The organism is Nitrobacter sp., from assembly GCF_047149785.1.
Classification (GTDB): Bacteria; Pseudomonadota; Alphaproteobacteria; order Rhizobiales; family Xanthobacteraceae; genus Nitrobacter.
On record NZ_BAAGBE010000001.1, the window covers coordinates 1705764 to 1721510 of the forward strand.

Below are 15747 nucleotides of genomic sequence, written 5' to 3' on the forward strand. Positions count from 1 at the left end.
TCTTACGCGTCCCGATGCGAATCGGATCCCAGCGAGATCGCCTCCCACGCCGCCACGATCATCAGGACAGCCGCGACAGCCGCCGCAAGCGACAGCGGCGTGAACCGGGACGCGAATGGGATCAGCACGACGAGCAGGACGATTCCGACGAGGTGCGAGAGCTGGTAGATGCCGCGAATCGCGTGCTTGAACAGGATCGTTCCGATCAGGTAGAGCAGCGGGCCGCCGACGATGCTGAGCGTTTCCTTGGCCCCGACATGCCCTCCCGGATGCGCCAGCAGCAACTCGTCGCCGACGGCGGACACCACGATGCCGGCAACGACCGGCAGGTGCAGATAGGTGTAGGCCAGCCGCGCCAGCCGTCCTGAATCCGACGATTGCGAAATGTGTTCCGATCCGGCTTCCGCGCCGAGATGGAAGTAGACCCACCACATCGCGATGCTGCCGACGAGCGCCACCACGAAGGCGCTAACCGTGGTCACCGTCCACACCGCCTCGGCAAAGGTCGCGCCGGTGACGACGATGGATTCGCCGAGCGCGATGATGATGAACAGCGCGCAGCGTTCGGCCATGTGGCCGCCCTCGACTTCCCAGTCCTGCGTGGTCGAGGCGCCGAGGCGTGGCGTATGAAACCGCATCGCGGGGCCGGCATATTCAATCGCGAGCGCGACCAGCCATAGGGCGATGCGAACATTGCCATCGGCCAGCCCGCCCGCGATCCAGAACCCCGCGCTCGCGACAAGCCAGATCAGGATGCGGATGAAGTTATTGCGCTGGCCGACCGCCGTCGTCGGCACCGACCAGAGGAAGAACAGCGTCCGCCCGACCTGCATGGCGGAATAGGCGGCTGCGAATATCAGGCCGCGGTTGTCGAAAGCCTTCGGAATGGAGGTCGACAGCAAGAGGCCGCCGAGCATCAACCCGAACAGCATGATCCGCACCGGCGCGCGGTCGGGGTCGAGCCAGTTGGTGGTCCACGAGGTAAAGACCCAGACCCACCACACTGCCAGCATCAGCATACTGACTTGCAGCACGCCGAGCGGCGTGAAGTGCGCAAGCAGCGTGTGGGAGATTTGCGTGATCGCGAAGACGAACACCAGGTCGAAAAACAGTTCGACGTAGGTCACGCGGTTGTGCTGGTCAGGGCTGCGCTCCCGCAGGAGCCTGCCATCGTCGTTGGCGCGCGGCATCACCCCCTCTGCGACGGCGCGGCGGGAACTACTCCGGAACGCCGGTCTGCAACGCCAGTGCGTGGAGCACGCCGCCCATCTGGCCCTTCAGCGACTGATAGACGATCTGATGCTGCTGCACGCGGGACTTGCCGCGGAACGACTCCGAGATCACGGTGGCCGAGTAATGGTTGCCGTCGCCGGCGAGGTCCTGGATCGTCACCTGGGCGTCCGGAATCGCCTCCTTGATCATCGACTCGATTTCCCGCGCTTCCATCGGCATCAGAGTGTCTCCCAAATCCGCCACATCCCGGAATCGCCGCGACGGCAGTTCAACTTAATATGGCTATCTCGTCACGTCACGCAGCTCGATCCCATACTCGCACGAACTTTGCCAATCGCAAGAGCGAAGGTAACCCGCGCCGAGCAGCACCAGCTTGCGGCACGCGCTGCGTGCTGTGAGTTGGAGTCACCCTTTTCCGGCCATATAGTCCGGCAGCCAGCGTTCAAAACCGTGCTGCAAGGCCTTGACGGCGACGGCGCGCTCTCCGGCGATGGCGATCTCGCGCCCGCCGGTCAGGCCGATCTGGACGCAGGGCACCTCGACCGCCCTGAGCTTGGTGAACACGCTCAGCAGGTCCTTCTCATGCACGGTGACGATGTAGCGCGCCTGATCCTCACCGAACCACCAGGCATGCGGCACGATCGCTTCAGGCGCCGCATCGAGAACGGCGCCGATGCCGCTCGCCATCGCCATTTCAGCCAGCGCCACCAAAAGTCCGCCGTCGGAGACATCATGCACGGCCGTAGCGGTGCCGGCGTGGATCATGCCGCGCACCACGTCGCCATTACGCTTCTCCGCGGCGAGGTCGACCGGCGGGGGTGCGCCCTCCTCGCGGCCGCAAAGGTCGCGCAGATATACTGACTGGCCGAGCCAGCCCTGCGTGTCTCCGATCAGCAAAATCGGATGACCCTCGGCCTTGAAGGCGAGCGAAGCGGACCTGGTGAAATCGTCGAGCAGGCCGACGCCGCCGATCGAGGGCGTCGGCAGGATGCCGCGTCCATTGGTCTCATTATAAAGGGAGACGTTGCCGGACACGACCGGGAACTCCAGCGCGATGCAGGCTTCCGAAATGCCCTTCAGGCAACCGACGAACTGGCCCATATTCTCGGGCCGTTCCGGATTGCCGAAGTTCAGGTTGTCGGTGATCGCCAGCGGACGGCCGCCGACGGCGGTGATGTTGCGCCACGCTTCCGCGACCGCCTGCTTGCCGCCTTGATAAGGATCGGCCTCGCAATAGCGCGGCGTCACGTCGACCGTGAGCGCAAGCCCCTTCGGCCCGTCCTGCACGCGCACGACGGCCGCATCGCCGCCCGGCCGCTGCACGGTGTTGCCGCCGATCACGTGATCGTACTGCTCCCACACCCAGCGTTTCGAGCAGAGTTCCGGCGTCGCGATCAGTTTCTCCAGCGCGTCAGCCACCGGCAGCGGGGCCGCGACATCGCGGGCATGAACGACGGGCAGTTGCGGCGACGGCACATGCGGCCGATCGTACAAAGGCGCTTCCGATTCCAGTTCCTTGATCGGCAGGTCGGCCATCACGTCGCCGCCATGCTTCACCACGAAACGCTTGCTCGGCGTGGTGGTGCCGACGATAGCGAAATCGAGGCCCCACTTGCGGAAGATCGCCTCCGCTTCCTTTTCCTTCTCGGGCTTGAGCACCATGAGCATGCGCTCCTGGCTTTCCGAGAGCATCATCTCGTAGGCGCTCATGCCGGTCTCGCGCGTCGGCACGCTGTCGAGATCGAGATCGACACCGAGGTCGCCCTTGGCGCCCATCTCCACCGCCGAACAGGTCAGCCCCGCCGCGCCCATGTCCTGGATCGCGACGACGCAGCCATTCGCCATGATTTCAAGACAGGCTTCCAGCAGCAGCTTCTCCGCGAAGGGATCGCCGACCTGCACAGTCGGGCGCTTCTCCTCGCTGTCGTCGTCGAATTCGGCCGACGCCATGGTCGCGCCGTGGATGCCGTCGCGGCCGGTCTTGGAGCCGAGATAGACGATCGGCATGTTCACGCCGGATGCCGCGGCATAAAAGATCTTGTCGGCGTCGGCGAGGCCGACCGCCATGGCGTTGACCAGAATGTTGCCGTCGTAACGGGTGTGGAAGCGCACCTGCCCGCCGACCGTCGGCACCCCGAACGAGTTGCCGTAGCCGCCGACGCCCGCGACCACGCCCGACACCAGATGCCGCGTTTTCGGATGCGACGGATCGCCGAAGCTCAGCGCGTTGAGGCAGGCGATCGGGCGCGCGCCCATGGTGAAAACGTCGCGCAGGATGCCGCCGACGCCGGTGGTCGCGCCCTGATAGGGCTCGATGTAGCTCGGGTGGTTGTGGCTCTCCATCTTGAACACCACCGCCTGCCCGTCGCCGATGTCGATAACGCCGGCGTTCTCGCCCGGCCCCTGGATCACCCACGGCGCTTTCGTCGGCAGCCCGCGCAGATGGATGCGCGAGGACTTGTACGAGCAATGCTCGTTCCACATCGCCGAGAAGATGCCGAGTTCGGTGAAGGTCGGCGTCCGGCCGAGCAGCTTGAGAATGCGCTCGTACTCGTCCGGCTTGAGGCCGTGCGAAGCGACGAGTTCGGGGGTGATCGGGGGTTCGTTAGATTGCATGGACAAAAATGTCGGCGTTTCTCACGCCGCCCGCTCCAGATGCGCGACGAGGCCGGCAAACAGCCCGCGGCCGTCGGTGCAGCCCATGACGTCTTCGACGTGGTTTTCCGGATGCGGCATCATGCCGAGCACGTTGCCGCGCTCGTTGATGATGCCGGCGATCGACTGCGCCGCGCCGTTGATGTTGTGGGTGTCGCCGACCTCGCCCGACGGCGAGCAATAGCGATAGAGAACGCGGCCCTCGCCTTCGAGGCGGCGGACGGTCTCTTCATCGGCGGCGTAGTTGCCCTCGCCATGGGCGACCGGTACGCGGATCACCTGACCGGCATTGTAGCCGCGCGTGAACGCAGTATCGGACCGCTCGACCCGCAGATGCACGTCATGGCAGATGAACTTCAGCCGCGCATTGCGCATCAGGATGCCCGGTAGCAGGCCGGATTCGCAGAGAATCTGGAAGCCGTTGCAGACGCCGAGCACGAGACCGCCTCGAGAGGCAAAGGCGCGCACCGCGTCCATGACCGGCGCGCGCGCGGCGATGGCGCCGCAGCGAAGATAGTCGCCATAGGAAAACCCGCCGGGCACCACGACGAGATCGGTGCCTTCAGGCAGCGAGGTTTCCGCGTGCCAGACCATGGCGGGTTCGCGCCCGGACACGAGCCGCAAGGCGCGCGCCATGTCGCGCTCGCGATTGATGCCGGGAAAGACGAGAACTGCGGATTTCACAGCGTCGGAGCATCCTGAATTTCGAGGCGACCTTCGTGGCGCACCATTGTCGCGTGAATGCTCGAAATTTCCTGAAACACGCCAGTGATTTCCTGACGAATACCATTCTGAGCTGTTCGGGACGCCTGCATTTCCTGCTTGAGTTCATCGATCTTGCCATCGATCTGCGCAAGCCTGGCCTGCATCGACTTCAACACCTCAAGAACGAGTTCCGACGTGACCTCAGCCATTGTAAAACCTTAAGCTTTTACCTCGATAGCATAATTCTCAATCACGGTATTCGCCAGCAACTTGTCGGCGGCGGCCTTGAGCACGGCCTCGGCCTTGGCCTTGTCGGCGCCGGCGAGTTCGATGTCGAACACCTTGCCCTGGCGAACGCTGGCGATGCCCTCGACGCCCAGCGACTTCAGCGCGCCCTCGATCGCCTTGCCCTGCGGATCGAGAATGCCGGTTTTCAAGGTAACGGTGACGCGCGCTTTCATTTTGAAACGTAACCCGTCTGCTTCCCCTCTCCCCTTGCGGGAGAGGGTGGTCCGAATGTCGCCAGCGGCATAAGGACCGGGTGAGGGGTCGCTCCAAATGCCGAACCAGTCCCCTCACCCGGCTCGCAATGCTCGCAACCCTCTCCCGCAAGGGGAGAGAGATTTACCCCTTCACCAGCACTGGGCCGGAGCCGACGGGACGTTCGTTTTCCATCAGGATGCCGAGCCGCTTCGCAACTTCGGTGTAGGCTTCCACCAGCCCGCCGAGATCGCGGCGGAAGCGGTCCTTGTCGAGCTTCTCGTTCGACTTGATGTCCCACAGCCGGCACGAGTCGGGCGAAATCTCATCGGCGACGACGATCCGCATCATCTCGTTCTCGAACAGCCGGCCGCATTCCATCTTGAAATCGACCAGGCGGATACCGATGCCGAGAAACAGCCCGGTGAGGAAATCGTTGACGCGGATCGCCAGCGCCATGATGTCGTCGATCTCCTGCGGAGTCGCCCAGCCGAACGCCGTGACATGCTCCTCGGAGACCATGGGATCGTTGAGCTGGTCGTTCTTGTAATAGAACTCGATGATCGAGCGCGGCAGTTGAGTGCCTTCCTCGATGCCCAGCCGCTGCGACAGCGATCCCGCCGCGACGTTGCGGATCACGACCTCGAGCGGCACGATCTCGACCTCGCGGATCAGTTGCTCGCGCATGTTGAGGCGGCGGATGAAATGGGTCGGCACCCCGATGTCGTTGAGGTGCTGGAACAGGTACTCCGAAATCCGGTTGTTGAGGACGCCCTTGCCCTCGATCACCTGATGCTTCTTGGCATTGAACGCGGTCGCGTCGTCCTTGAAATGCTGGATCAGTGTGCCCGGCTCCGGTCCTTCGTAAAGCACCTTGGCCTTGCCTTCGTAAATGCGACGCCGACGGCTCATTGGGATGTACCGTGTGTTGTTGAAATCCATGAAACTGGGTGCTCCGAGCGCTTGATGTGACCCGTGGCGGAGCTGCCGCGAAGGCCGGGACCTTGAACAGAACAGGAAACAGAACAAGAACCGGGCCTGCCCGCAACCTAGCCGATTGAGCCACCCGGCACAATCAATTCAGGCCTTTAGCGGGAAGTTTTACCCGCTCGCTGCGACCATGCGCCCGTTGTTCCCGGATCGGCCCATCCTTATCTAGGTTGTTGAATCGGCTGCGGCAACGTGGCCGCTCACGGCTTCTTCATCGGCAACGGAACCGGACCTGGCCATGACCACATTCGACAAACGTGAAGAAGGTTTTGAGAAGAAATTCGCCCTCGACGAGGAGCAGAAATTCAAGGCCCTTGCCCGCCGCAACAAGCTCCTGGGACTGTGGGTCGCGGAGAAGCTCGGAATCACCGGCGATGCCGCCAATGCCTATGCCAAAGAGGTCGTCGCCGCCGACTTCGAACATCCCGGCGACAGCGATGTGCTTCAGAAAGTGATGGGCGACCTCTCCGCCAAGGGCGTCGCGCTCACCGAACCGCAGCTCCGCGCGCAAATGGACGTGCTGCTGGCGGAAGCCATCGCCCAAGTGAAAGCGGGAACGTAGAGGCGCGGGATTTTCGCGCTATTTCCGGGTAATCCGGAACGTCATCGATCCGTTGACCGTGAAACCTTCCTGCTGCGCCGGACCGTACTGACGGGTGGAATTGATGTTGCTGCTGACCGATTCCAGCCGGCATTCGCTGGCAAGCGTCGCCTTCAACAGATCGCATTCCCGCGCCGCAGTCGCATAAATCGACTGCCGGGCTTTCTCCCGCAACTTTTCAGCCTCGTTACTCTCGCCGGACGGACCGGGCACAAAAAAGCTCACCGTGCTCTGGACCCGCACAAAGCCATCCTGACGATGCTGCAATTCGACCACATCGGCGCTCCGCCGCGCGAGTTTATCGAGCACCGGCGATTGCGCGGCGGCGGCCGTCCCCACCAGCAACGTGCCGGCAACAACGGCAAGCAGACTACAGCGTGTCATATGACTTTCCTCGCGTGCGACGTTCCATGCGCGGGAATAACAATCGGACCTTGTCGTTTGAACAATCCGAACGGCGAAAAAACCAGCCTTATATTCAGGGCATGTTAACCGAAGGCGCCTGCACCCCACTGATCCGTCCGTCACGACAACGACCGGCGCTATCACTCCTCCTTGAAGCCGTATTCGAGATTATTCCCGGTCGCGCCGTAATACTTGAACGGCAGGAACTTGCCGCTCATGCCGATCCTGACGCGGTCGCCCTTGGGATGGGCGACGCGCGCGATCTCCAGGTCGAAGTCGATCGCGGACATGATGCCGTCGCCGAATTCTTCCTCGATCAGCGCCTTCAGCGCCGGTCCGTTGATCATGACCAGTTCGTACAACCGATAGATCAGCGGATCGGTCGGCGGCATCGGCGTGCCCTGCCCGCGCATCGGCACCTCGTTGAGCATCGCGATTTCCGTCTTGGAGAGGCCGAACAGCTTTCCGGCCGCCGCCGCCTGCGGCCTGGTCAGCTTCATGTGGCCGAGCAGCGCGCTGACGATCAGGATTTCCGAAAACCCGCCGATCTCGCCGGCGATGTACTTCCAGCTCCATTCCTTCTCGCGCTTGATGTCGAGAATCTTTTCGGTGAGGTCGGAACGCTTCATCATGTCCTCCCGTCTGAAAACGTCTGGGACGATGGCGATGCAATGCACATGCCATGGACAAGACAGCAATTGACCTGAGAAAATCGGCGCGGACGGCGAGCGGTTGACCAGAATTTGCGCAACGAATGCCGGATTAGCGGGCATTCCATAACCGGCGCAGCTACGCGCGAGGCATACGCGAAGCGCTAGCCTCAACCCCTTGCCGTCGCCGAAGAATAGGATTATATTCCGCGACATGACCCCACCGCACATACCTCCCGCCCTCGCCCGCCTCCGCGTCAAGCCGGACGAACCCGCCGAGGGCTCGACCGTTGCAGGTCCGCCTGCCGTTCAGGCAAGCGACCGGCCAAAGGGCACACGGCGGCCGCATCCGGATTCCAGCGTCCGTGCCGTGCGGCACCTTGTGGAGACGACCACGCTGACCTTTGCACAGATACAGGCCCGAACCGGCGTCAACCATTCGACGATAACGCTCTGGAAGCGCAATCATGGCTGGACGCGTCCGGCGTCCGCGGCGCGCCATTCCTATGACGTGCCGCTCTGGCGGGCCGGCCCACGGCAAAAGACGGCCGCGTTGACAGGACGGCTGGTTGCGATCGCCGAGCGGATGGTGCGCGAGTTGGAGGAGAAACCGGACACCGACATCGACAAGCTGATGCAGGCGATGGAGGCGTTGAAGATGGCGCGGCTGGAGGCCAGGACCCGAAATCGTCACTGGCCTGTCATCGGCCCCTCGCGCACAGGCCGGGAGGTTCTCAACGAGCAGAAGGCGATCCGCGCCGCGCTGAAGGAGATGCGCCGCGGCGGCGTCGACATCGACCGCGCCCCGCAGGAGGCTTTGGATTTGGTGATCGACGCGAATATGCCGGAGGAAGAAGATCACCCGGCGTTGAGGCCGAGGGGGCAATGAAGGTAATTGCGACGCTTGAGCCGCTCGTCTCTTACTCAGCCCGGATCAGCAGATAGCAAACACCGAAAAGCCATAAAATCTGCAGATCATCCATCATCGCATGTTATGCGATTAACATTATATATATAAATCAAATACTTAACTTCTATAGACACGGAACTTAAAATAGAAGCGCCATACTCTTTGGAGAGTAGTCCTCGCCGCTATTGCATGGACTTAAACTGATTCCGTCCGCCAGATGCTGCCATTTCCGCCGTTGACGCGTTTAAGCCGCGCTTAATCCGATACACCATCAGCGGTACGACATCGATCATAAGTCAAAATATATTGCATTATTAGTAGCTTGAAGCGCGGGGCGTTCAGCCGGCTTTTGGGGAAAGAAGATAACGACGGTAACGGCAATGCTTCCGCCGCTCGTCTCTTATTCAGCCCGGATCAGTAGGTGGCGAACACCGAAGAGTCATAAAATCTGTGAATAATATATCATCGCAAGATATGCGATGTATATTAATGCATGTAAAATCGACTATCTAAGTCAATGTCTTAGTAGTAGAAAATCTCAATTTATAGATCGCAATAAATTTGACCAATATCATTTTACAGCGCATAGTCGCTTTAAATTCAGGCTGCGATTGCTGCCTGCTCACTTGAATCGGGAGAAATGCGGTGGTCGAGACACGGTTAAAAGTAAGGCTGAACAAAAGCGCAGGAGAGCTTGAAATTGAAGGGTCGGAGAAGGCAGTTGCCGAGTGGTGGGAGAAGCTTTGGCCCGAGTTGCACCATCAGGAAATGTCAGCGCCAGTTCTTCACTATGGTGAGTCACGAGGATCAACGATTACAAAAACAACGTCCCAAATGCCGGAAGTGTTTGGAGAGTTCTTTACCGAATTCCGGTCGGACATCACTGACGTGGACAAGATATTAGTCGCCGCCGCCTTCATCCAAGCGCGCGACACCGAACGGCTATTCACGACAAAGTCCGCAAACCAATCGTTGATCGATCAGAATATTAAGGTTGCGAACGCGTCTGAGAACATACGGCGGCTTATCCGTACAAAGCGTGCATTCGTTGTTTCCGACGGGAAGTACCGGATATCCGCTAGCGGGCTCGAACATCTCAGCTCGCTTAAGATAAGCGCGTGATGAAGGGGAACATTAGCAATGACAGAAAACTCCACCGATCCTGCTAAAGCCGCGAAGGCGGCGCAAAAGATTGTCGATATTCTGATTAATGAAGATGTCGTCATTCGACAGCGCGCAATACAAGCTGCAATGCTGCTGCTCGGCGAGGCTATGCCGCGTTCTGCTAATGTCCGACCCCATTCTGGGGACGACGAACCTAACGAAGATCAAGCCGATTTGGCATCGTTTTTTAATCGCGGGGATGAATTGAAACCTGCCGATTACGCCTATCTGTGCGCCGCGTACCATTTTTCTCAATTCGGCTCTGTTCCTTTTTCGATCGCCGAGATTCGTGAAATCGCGACGGATGCAGGCGTGGTCATCCCGGATCGCCTCAATATGACATTTGGGTCGGCCACCAAAAAAGGGAAAAAGTTATATCAAAGTGCGGGCAAAGGCTCTTTTCGGCCAACGGCGACTGGCAGCCTTGAATTTGGGGACCGCTGGAACGTGAAGCCAGGCCGGAAAGCAAAGTCTCTTCTGACCGCTAAAGGTAATGGAGCGGCGGATGCTGCAATTAGATGAGGCGAAGCGAGTTCTCCATGGGCCCAAACTAGCTAGTAGAGATCAACTGCTCGTTTTGCTCTCCATTAAGCCGACCGAGCCTTTGTCTGTTAAAAGAATCAAAGAACGCTGCGCTGCGGCAGGATTGCCGCGGCTTGCGAAGATGAACCTTTCCGACATCTTGGGGTCCGCCGACGGCTCGGTTGCACGCACTCCGCAAGGATGGGAACTGCAACAACCGGGGATTCTGCGTGTACGAGAAATTGCGCAGGCTGCGAATATCAATCTTGTCATCACGCACGCGAGTCGGTCGCTTAGAGGCCACATTGATTCAGTGGTCGACCCACTTACAAAATCATTCGTTATGGAAGCGATAACTTGCTTCGAGGCGCATCAATATCGTGCTGCAGTTGTTTTCTCTTGGGCTGGAGCAATCGCCCTTCTGCATCGACATGTATTTTCTCACAAACTGACTAACTTTAACGCGGAGGCTACTCGTCGCGACACCAGGTGGCGTACCGCCAAGCAACAAGACGATTTAGGTCGTATGAAAGAACATGATTTTCTGGATGTATGCGAGGCCATCGGGACAATTGGGAAGAACGTGAAACAAATCTTGCAGAATGAATGTCTAATGCTTCGGAATGCGTGCGGTCATCCAAACTCGGTGTCTATTGCTGAGAACAGCGTAGCTGCTCACATTGAGAAACTAATCAAGAATGTGTTTTCGAGATTTTGACTGATTGCACTTTCAATACCGCCCCGAACACGTGAGAGAACACTACCGCGATTGCTTTGTACGGCGAACTGCCATGAACTACGAGGGCCTATCTGTGGCTAAGCGCGACACCAGCCCATCCAGCACCCGTGCCAGATCGGCCTCCACCTTCACCGCCTCGATATCGACCACGCGATAGCCGCGCTCGGTGAACCACGCCGCCCGCGCGGCGCGGTCGCGCGCGATTGTCTCGCTCTCGTTCGCGTTCACCAGTTCGATCGCGAGGCGCTGCGCGAACGACACGAAATCCGGAATGTGCCGGCCGACCGGGGTCTGCCGCTTGAACTGGCCGGCGAAGCGGCGGTCGGAAGTCAGCGCCTTCCACAGGAGGCGCTCGGCATCGGTGGGATTTCGCCTGAGCAGCCGCGCCAGCCCGCGTACCGTGCTGCTGCTGTCCGCGGACGCTCCACCCGGCCCCTGCTCGGCCAACAGCGCCCGCAGCCGCGTCGCCTGCGCGCCGTCGAGCACGCCGCCCTTGGCCGGGCCCTTGCGCCCTTCCGCGATCGCCATGACGACTCCATGGAGCGTGTGCATGTCCTGCTTGGTCGGCTCCATGCGGGTGAAGATGTTGCGCAGGTTCACCAGCATGGTGTCGCGCTTCTCCGGCGGGCGGAGGAATTCCACCTTGTCGAGTTCGGCGACGAGATTGTCGAAGAACGCCTGCATCTGGTGCTGGGAGGCCCGCTCCGAACGTTCCGGCATGGCGAACGGCAGTTCGCCCTTCGTCACCAGCTTGAACCATTCGTAGCCCATCAGCAGCACAGCCTGCGCCAGATTGAGCGATGCGAAGCCCGGATTGACGGGATAGGTGATGATGCGGTCGGCCATCGCCACTTCCTCGTTCAGAAGGCCGGCGCGCTCGCGCCCGAACAGGATGCCGACATGGCCGCCGGCCGCGATCTGCGCGTTGGCCTCAAGGGCGGCCGCCTCCGGCGCGACGACCGGCTTGGCCTGATCGTGGGCGCGCGCGGTGGTCGCGAACAGCAGCGTGCAATCGGCCACGGCGTCGGCGACCGTGTCGAACAACTCCACCTTGCCGATGATGTGATCGGCGCCCGCCGCCGCGCGCTGCGCCGCGACATTCGGCCAGCCGTCGCGCGGGTTGACGATGCGCAGCCGCGTCAGGCCGAAATTGCCCATGGCGCGCGCCGCCATGCCGATGTTCTCGCCGAGCTGCGGCTCGACCAGAATCACGGTGGGACCAGTCAGATCGATGCCGGTTTTCGTCCTGTCGGTGCCGGACATCTCGCCTCGTCTTTTATCTTACGCTTGAGATTCTGGTTCAACCGCGCCGCTCGCCGCGTCTTCGATTGCGCTTTTCCGAATTTTTCTCAAGTCAAATAACACACTTAGTGGAATCGAGTTGAACTTGCAGGGGAAGATGAATGTTGGCGACCAAGTTTCAGCCGGGCTCGCCGGTGAAACGTCAGAACGTCTGGAGAATCAGCGCGGTAATGCCGTCCATTCGGCTTTCGCCTGCGCTGTCCCGATGCTATAGCCGGACACTTGCAGGTTTCCTCTCCCGAAACGGCCCGATCTCCAAATGACAAAAATCAAGGTGACCAATCCGGTCGTCGATCTCGACGGCGACGAGATGACCCGGATCATCTGGAAATACATCAAAGAGAAGCTGATCTATCCGTTCCTGGATATCGACCTGATGTACTTCGACCTGGGGATGGAATCCCGCGACAAGACCGACGACCAGATCACGATCGACGCCGCCAACGCCATCAAGAAGGTGGGCGTCGGCGTCAAGTGCGCCACCATCACCCCCGACGAGGCCCGGGTGAAGGAATTCGGCCTCAAGCACATGTGGAAGTCGCCGAACGGCACCATCCGCAACATCCTGGGCGGCGTGATCTTCCGCGAGCCGATCATCTGCAAGAACGTGCCCCGCCTCGTCCCCGGCTGGACCAAGCCGATCATCATCGGCCGCCACGCCTACGGCGACCAGTATCGCGCCACCGACATCAGGTTCCCCGGCAAGGGCACGCTGAGCATGAAGTTCGTCGGCGAGGACGGCACGGTGATCGAGCGCGAGGTGTTCAAGGCGCCCGGCCCGGGCGTCGCGATGGAAATGTATAATCTTGACGACTCCATCGTCGATTTTGCCCGCGCCTCGCTGAACTACGGTCTGCTGCGCGGCTACCCCGTCTATCTCTCGACCAAGAACACCATCCTCAAGGTCTATGACGGCCGCTTCAAGGACATCTTCCAGGATATCTACGACCGCGAGTTCAAGACGCAGTTCGAGGCCCGCAAGCTGACCTACGAGCACCGCCTGATCGACGACATGGTGGCCTCGGCGCTGAAATGGTCCGGCGGCTATGTCTGGGCCTGCAAGAACTACGACGGCGACGTGCAGTCGGACACGGTGGCGCAGGGCTACGGCTCGCTCGGGCTGATGACCTCGGTACTGCTGACCCCGGACGGCCAGACGGTCGAGGCCGAAGCCGCCCACGGCACCGTGACGCGACACTACCGCGAACACCAGAAGGGCAAGGAGACGTCGACCAACTCGATCGCCTCGATCTTCGCCTGGACCCGCGGCCTGTCCCATCGCGCCAAGCTCGACGACAACGAGGCGCTGGCGCATTTCGCGGCCACGCTGGAGAAGGTCTGCGTCGACACCGTCGAGGCCGGCTTCATGACCAAGGACCTCGCGCTTCTGGTCGGCGCCGACCAGCGCTGGCTGTCCACCACCGGCTTCCTCGACAAGGTGGCGGACAACCTGACCAAGGCGATGGCGGAATCGTAACGCGCCGCCTCCCCAATCCTCTCCCTCGGGGTGAGGAAGCGGACCGTACGCAGCATCTATCTATCTGAATAGACCAGAATCAGACGGTCACGCCGCCGACGGCGCGCTCCCCTCTGCCGAGTTCGGATTGCTGTCGGGAGGCGCAGCCGCATCGGCGGGGTGGCTCTCCGGCAGGATCTCAGCATCGGCGGTCTGCGCCAGCATCGCGCGGGCGATTTCAGTTTCGCCCATGATGACCGATGTCGCGCCGTGAAACTTCAGATGAGCGACCTCCTCTTCGGAATGCGCCCGCGCGATGATCGGCAGGCTTTCGCTGATGGCGCGCGCCTTGGCGACGATCTGGCCTCCCTCGAAACCGTCCGGAATAGCGACCAGGAGACCCCGCGCAGCGCCGACATTGGCCGCCTGCAGCATGCCAGGCGCCGCGGCGTTACCGGTTATGACCTCCACGCCTTCCTGCTTGAGCCGCTCGACGGTGCCGGGATTGTCCTCGATCACGAGAAGCGGCGTCCCCGCCTCGCGCAGCGCGCGGCTGACGACGCTGCCGACGCGGCCATGTCCCACCAGCACGACATGACCGGTCAATGCCGACACCGGCAGCGGCACCTGCGGGGATTCCTCCTCTGAATCATTCGAAGGTTTTTCGCCATTCTTTTTCTCGACACGCGCCATCACGCGGTCGAGCACCGCGAACCACAACGGATTGAGCATGATGGTGATGATCGCGCCTGCCAGCACCAGGTCTCGCCCGCGCTCGGTCATCAGCGACAGGCTGACGCCGAGGCTGACCAGAATGAACGAGAATTCGCCGATCTGCGCCAGGCTGGCGGAGATCGTCAGCGCCGTCGAGTTGGAATAACCGAACACGCGCACGATCGCATAGGCCGCCAGCGACTTGCCGAACAGGATGATGAACAGCGTTGCCAGCAGCGGCAGCGGCTCTTTCATAATGATCAACGGATCGAACAGCATCCCGACCGAAACGAAGAACAGCACCGCGAACGCATCGCGCAGCGGCAGGGTTTCGGTGGCGGCGCGCTGGCTGAGTTCGGACTCGCTGAGGATCATGCCGGCGAAGAATGCGCCGAGCGCGAACGATACGTCGAACAGCGTCGCCGCGCCGAACGCCACGCCGAGCGAGATGGCGAACACCGCGAGCCTGAACAGTTCGCGCGAGCCGGTATGCGCCACATAATGCAATATCCACGGGATCACGCGGCGGCCGACCACCAGCATCAGCGCCACGAAGGCGGCGACCTTTCCGAGCGTCAACGCCATCGGCCAGGCCAGCGCCGACACCGCCATGGTGGTCGCGGCCTCGCCGTTCATCAACCCCGCGAGCGGCGGCAGCATCACCAGCGTCAGCACGCAGGCGATATCCTCGACGATCAGCCAGCCGACGGCGATGCGGCCGCGCTCGGTCTCGATCAGGCGCCGCTCCTGCATCGCACGCAACAACACCACGGTGGATGCCGTGGAGAGCGCGATGCCGAACATGATGCCTTTGCCGGTGCTCCATCCGAGCACCCAGCCCAGCCCCCAGCCCATCACCGTCGCCGCCGTGATCTGCACCACCGCACCAGGCACGGCGATCGCCCGCACCGACCACAGATCCTTCAGCGAGAAGTGCAGCCCGACGCCGAACATCAGCAGGATGATGCCGATCTCGGCGAGTTCATTGGCGATGTTCTGGTCGGCGACGAAGCCCGGCGTGAACGGCCCCATCAGGACGCCCGCCAGCAGATAGCCGACCAGCGGCGATACGCGGGCGCGCTGCACCAGCGCGCCGAAGACGAACGCCAGCACGAGGCCGATCACGACCGTGGAGATCAGGGGCGTATTGTGTTGCATGGGGCATATTGTTGCATGTGCGGGCAGGATGCCACACGGTTAGCGGCTACCCATCGCCGCACC

General features: G+C 61.3%; 17 protein-coding genes. 6 read left to right on the forward strand and 11 right to left on the reverse strand.

The genetic code is table 11. The annotated features are described in order from the left end of the window. Nucleotides 1–2: 2 nt before the first annotated feature. The 7 genes from ACMDCM_RS07855 to purC all read right to left on the reverse strand — a co-directional run bounded on the left by ACMDCM_RS07855 (nt 3) and on the right by purC (nt 5985). Nucleotides 3–1190 (reverse strand): low temperature requirement protein A, encoded by a 1188-nt coding sequence (locus ACMDCM_RS07855; protein WP_412773039.1) that lies wholly within the window; start codon nt 1188–1190, stop codon nt 3–5. 28 nt (nt 1191–1218) lie between these two features. Beyond that, complete coding sequence (locus tag ACMDCM_RS07860) at nt 1219–1452, reverse strand: BolA family protein (RefSeq protein WP_292611719.1); 234 nt, start codon at nt 1450–1452, stop codon at nt 1219–1221. Nucleotides 1453–1638: 186 nt separating this feature from the next. After that, entirely contained in the window at nt 1639–3849 is a 2211-nt protein-coding gene (gene purL / locus ACMDCM_RS07865; protein ID WP_412773040.1) for a phosphoribosylformylglycinamidine synthase subunit PurL, read from the reverse strand. A gap of 21 nt (nt 3850–3870) precedes the next feature. Further along, the gene (gene purQ / locus ACMDCM_RS07870; RefSeq protein WP_412773041.1) at nt 3871–4572 is read right to left on the reverse strand and encodes a phosphoribosylformylglycinamidine synthase subunit PurQ; all 702 of its coding nucleotides are present in this window, start codon (nt 4570–4572) and stop codon (nt 3871–3873) included. Next, nucleotides 4569–4802, reverse strand: a complete 234-nt coding sequence (locus ACMDCM_RS07875; RefSeq protein WP_412773042.1) for a hypothetical protein — start codon at nt 4800–4802, stop codon at nt 4569–4571. The genes purQ and ACMDCM_RS07875 overlap by 4 nt, the downstream gene beginning before the upstream one ends. Before the next feature lie 9 nt (nt 4803–4811). Then, nucleotides 4812–5054: a phosphoribosylformylglycinamidine synthase subunit PurS gene (purS, locus tag ACMDCM_RS07880; RefSeq protein ID WP_412773043.1), complete on the reverse strand. Its 243-nt coding sequence runs from the start codon at nt 5052–5054 to the stop codon at nt 4812–4814. Nucleotides 5055–5217: 163 nt separating this feature from the next. Further along, nucleotides 5218–5985, reverse strand: coding sequence for a phosphoribosylaminoimidazolesuccinocarboxamide synthase (purC, locus tag ACMDCM_RS07885; RefSeq protein ID WP_292695607.1), 768 nt, complete (start codon nt 5983–5985; stop codon nt 5218–5220). 316 nt (nt 5986–6301) lie between these two features. Here purC and ACMDCM_RS07890 point away from each other — a divergent pair, with 316 nt between their 5' ends. Beyond that, the gene (locus ACMDCM_RS07890) at nt 6302–6625 is read left to right on the forward strand and encodes a DUF1476 domain-containing protein (RefSeq protein ID WP_412773044.1); all 324 of its coding nucleotides are present in this window, start codon (nt 6302–6304) and stop codon (nt 6623–6625) included. 18 nt (nt 6626–6643) lie between these two features. Here the strand turns inward: ACMDCM_RS07890 and ACMDCM_RS07895 are convergent, their stop codons facing one another. Then, complete coding sequence (locus ACMDCM_RS07895) at nt 6644–7048, reverse strand: hypothetical protein (RefSeq protein ID WP_412773045.1); 405 nt, start codon at nt 7046–7048, stop codon at nt 6644–6646. A 161-nt stretch (nt 7049–7209) separates the two neighbouring features. Continuing rightward, nucleotides 7210–7698: a cyanase gene (cynS, locus tag ACMDCM_RS07900; RefSeq protein ID WP_412773046.1), complete on the reverse strand. Its 489-nt coding sequence runs from the start codon at nt 7696–7698 to the stop codon at nt 7210–7212. 235 nt (nt 7699–7933) lie between these two features. On the opposite strand from cynS, the gene ACMDCM_RS07905 reads away from it, so the two are divergent. The 4 genes from ACMDCM_RS07905 (at nt 7934) to ACMDCM_RS07920 (ending at nt 11033) form a co-directional block, all read left to right on the forward strand. After that, nucleotides 7934–8608: a hypothetical protein gene (locus ACMDCM_RS07905; protein ID WP_412773047.1), complete on the forward strand. Its 675-nt coding sequence runs from the start codon at nt 7934–7936 to the stop codon at nt 8606–8608. 666 nt (nt 8609–9274) lie between these two features. Then, the gene (locus ACMDCM_RS07910; protein ID WP_412773048.1) at nt 9275–9751 is read left to right on the forward strand and encodes a hypothetical protein; all 477 of its coding nucleotides are present in this window, start codon (nt 9275–9277) and stop codon (nt 9749–9751) included. 18 nt (nt 9752–9769) lie between these two features. After that, nucleotides 9770–10315 carry a hypothetical protein gene (locus ACMDCM_RS07915; RefSeq protein WP_412773049.1) on the forward strand — a complete coding sequence of 182 codons (546 nt, stop codon included), beginning with the start codon at nt 9770–9772 and terminating at the stop codon, nt 10313–10315. Continuing rightward, on the forward strand, nt 10299–11033 hold the full coding sequence (locus tag ACMDCM_RS07920; protein WP_412773050.1) for a hypothetical protein: 735 nt from the start codon (nt 10299–10301) through the stop codon (nt 11031–11033). The genes ACMDCM_RS07915 and ACMDCM_RS07920 overlap by 17 nt, the downstream gene beginning before the upstream one ends. Nucleotides 11034–11111: 78 nt before the next feature. On the opposite strand, the gene ACMDCM_RS07925 is transcribed toward ACMDCM_RS07920, so the two are convergent. Further along, a complete protein-coding gene (locus ACMDCM_RS07925; RefSeq protein WP_412773051.1) occupies nt 11112–12317 on the reverse strand; it encodes a TrmJ/YjtD family RNA methyltransferase in 1206 nt (401 codons plus the stop codon). Between the two features lie 298 nt (nt 12318–12615). Here ACMDCM_RS07925 and ACMDCM_RS07930 point away from each other — a divergent pair, with 298 nt between their 5' ends. Continuing rightward, nucleotides 12616–13833, forward strand: coding sequence for an NADP-dependent isocitrate dehydrogenase (locus ACMDCM_RS07930; protein WP_412773052.1), 1218 nt, complete (start codon nt 12616–12618; stop codon nt 13831–13833). Between the two features lie 87 nt (nt 13834–13920). Here ACMDCM_RS07930 and ybaL read toward each other — a convergent pair whose 3' ends face one another. Next, complete coding sequence (gene ybaL, locus ACMDCM_RS07935; RefSeq protein ID WP_412773053.1) at nt 13921–15684, reverse strand: YbaL family putative K(+) efflux transporter; 1764 nt, start codon at nt 15682–15684, stop codon at nt 13921–13923. Nucleotides 15685–15747: the final 63 nt, after the last annotated feature.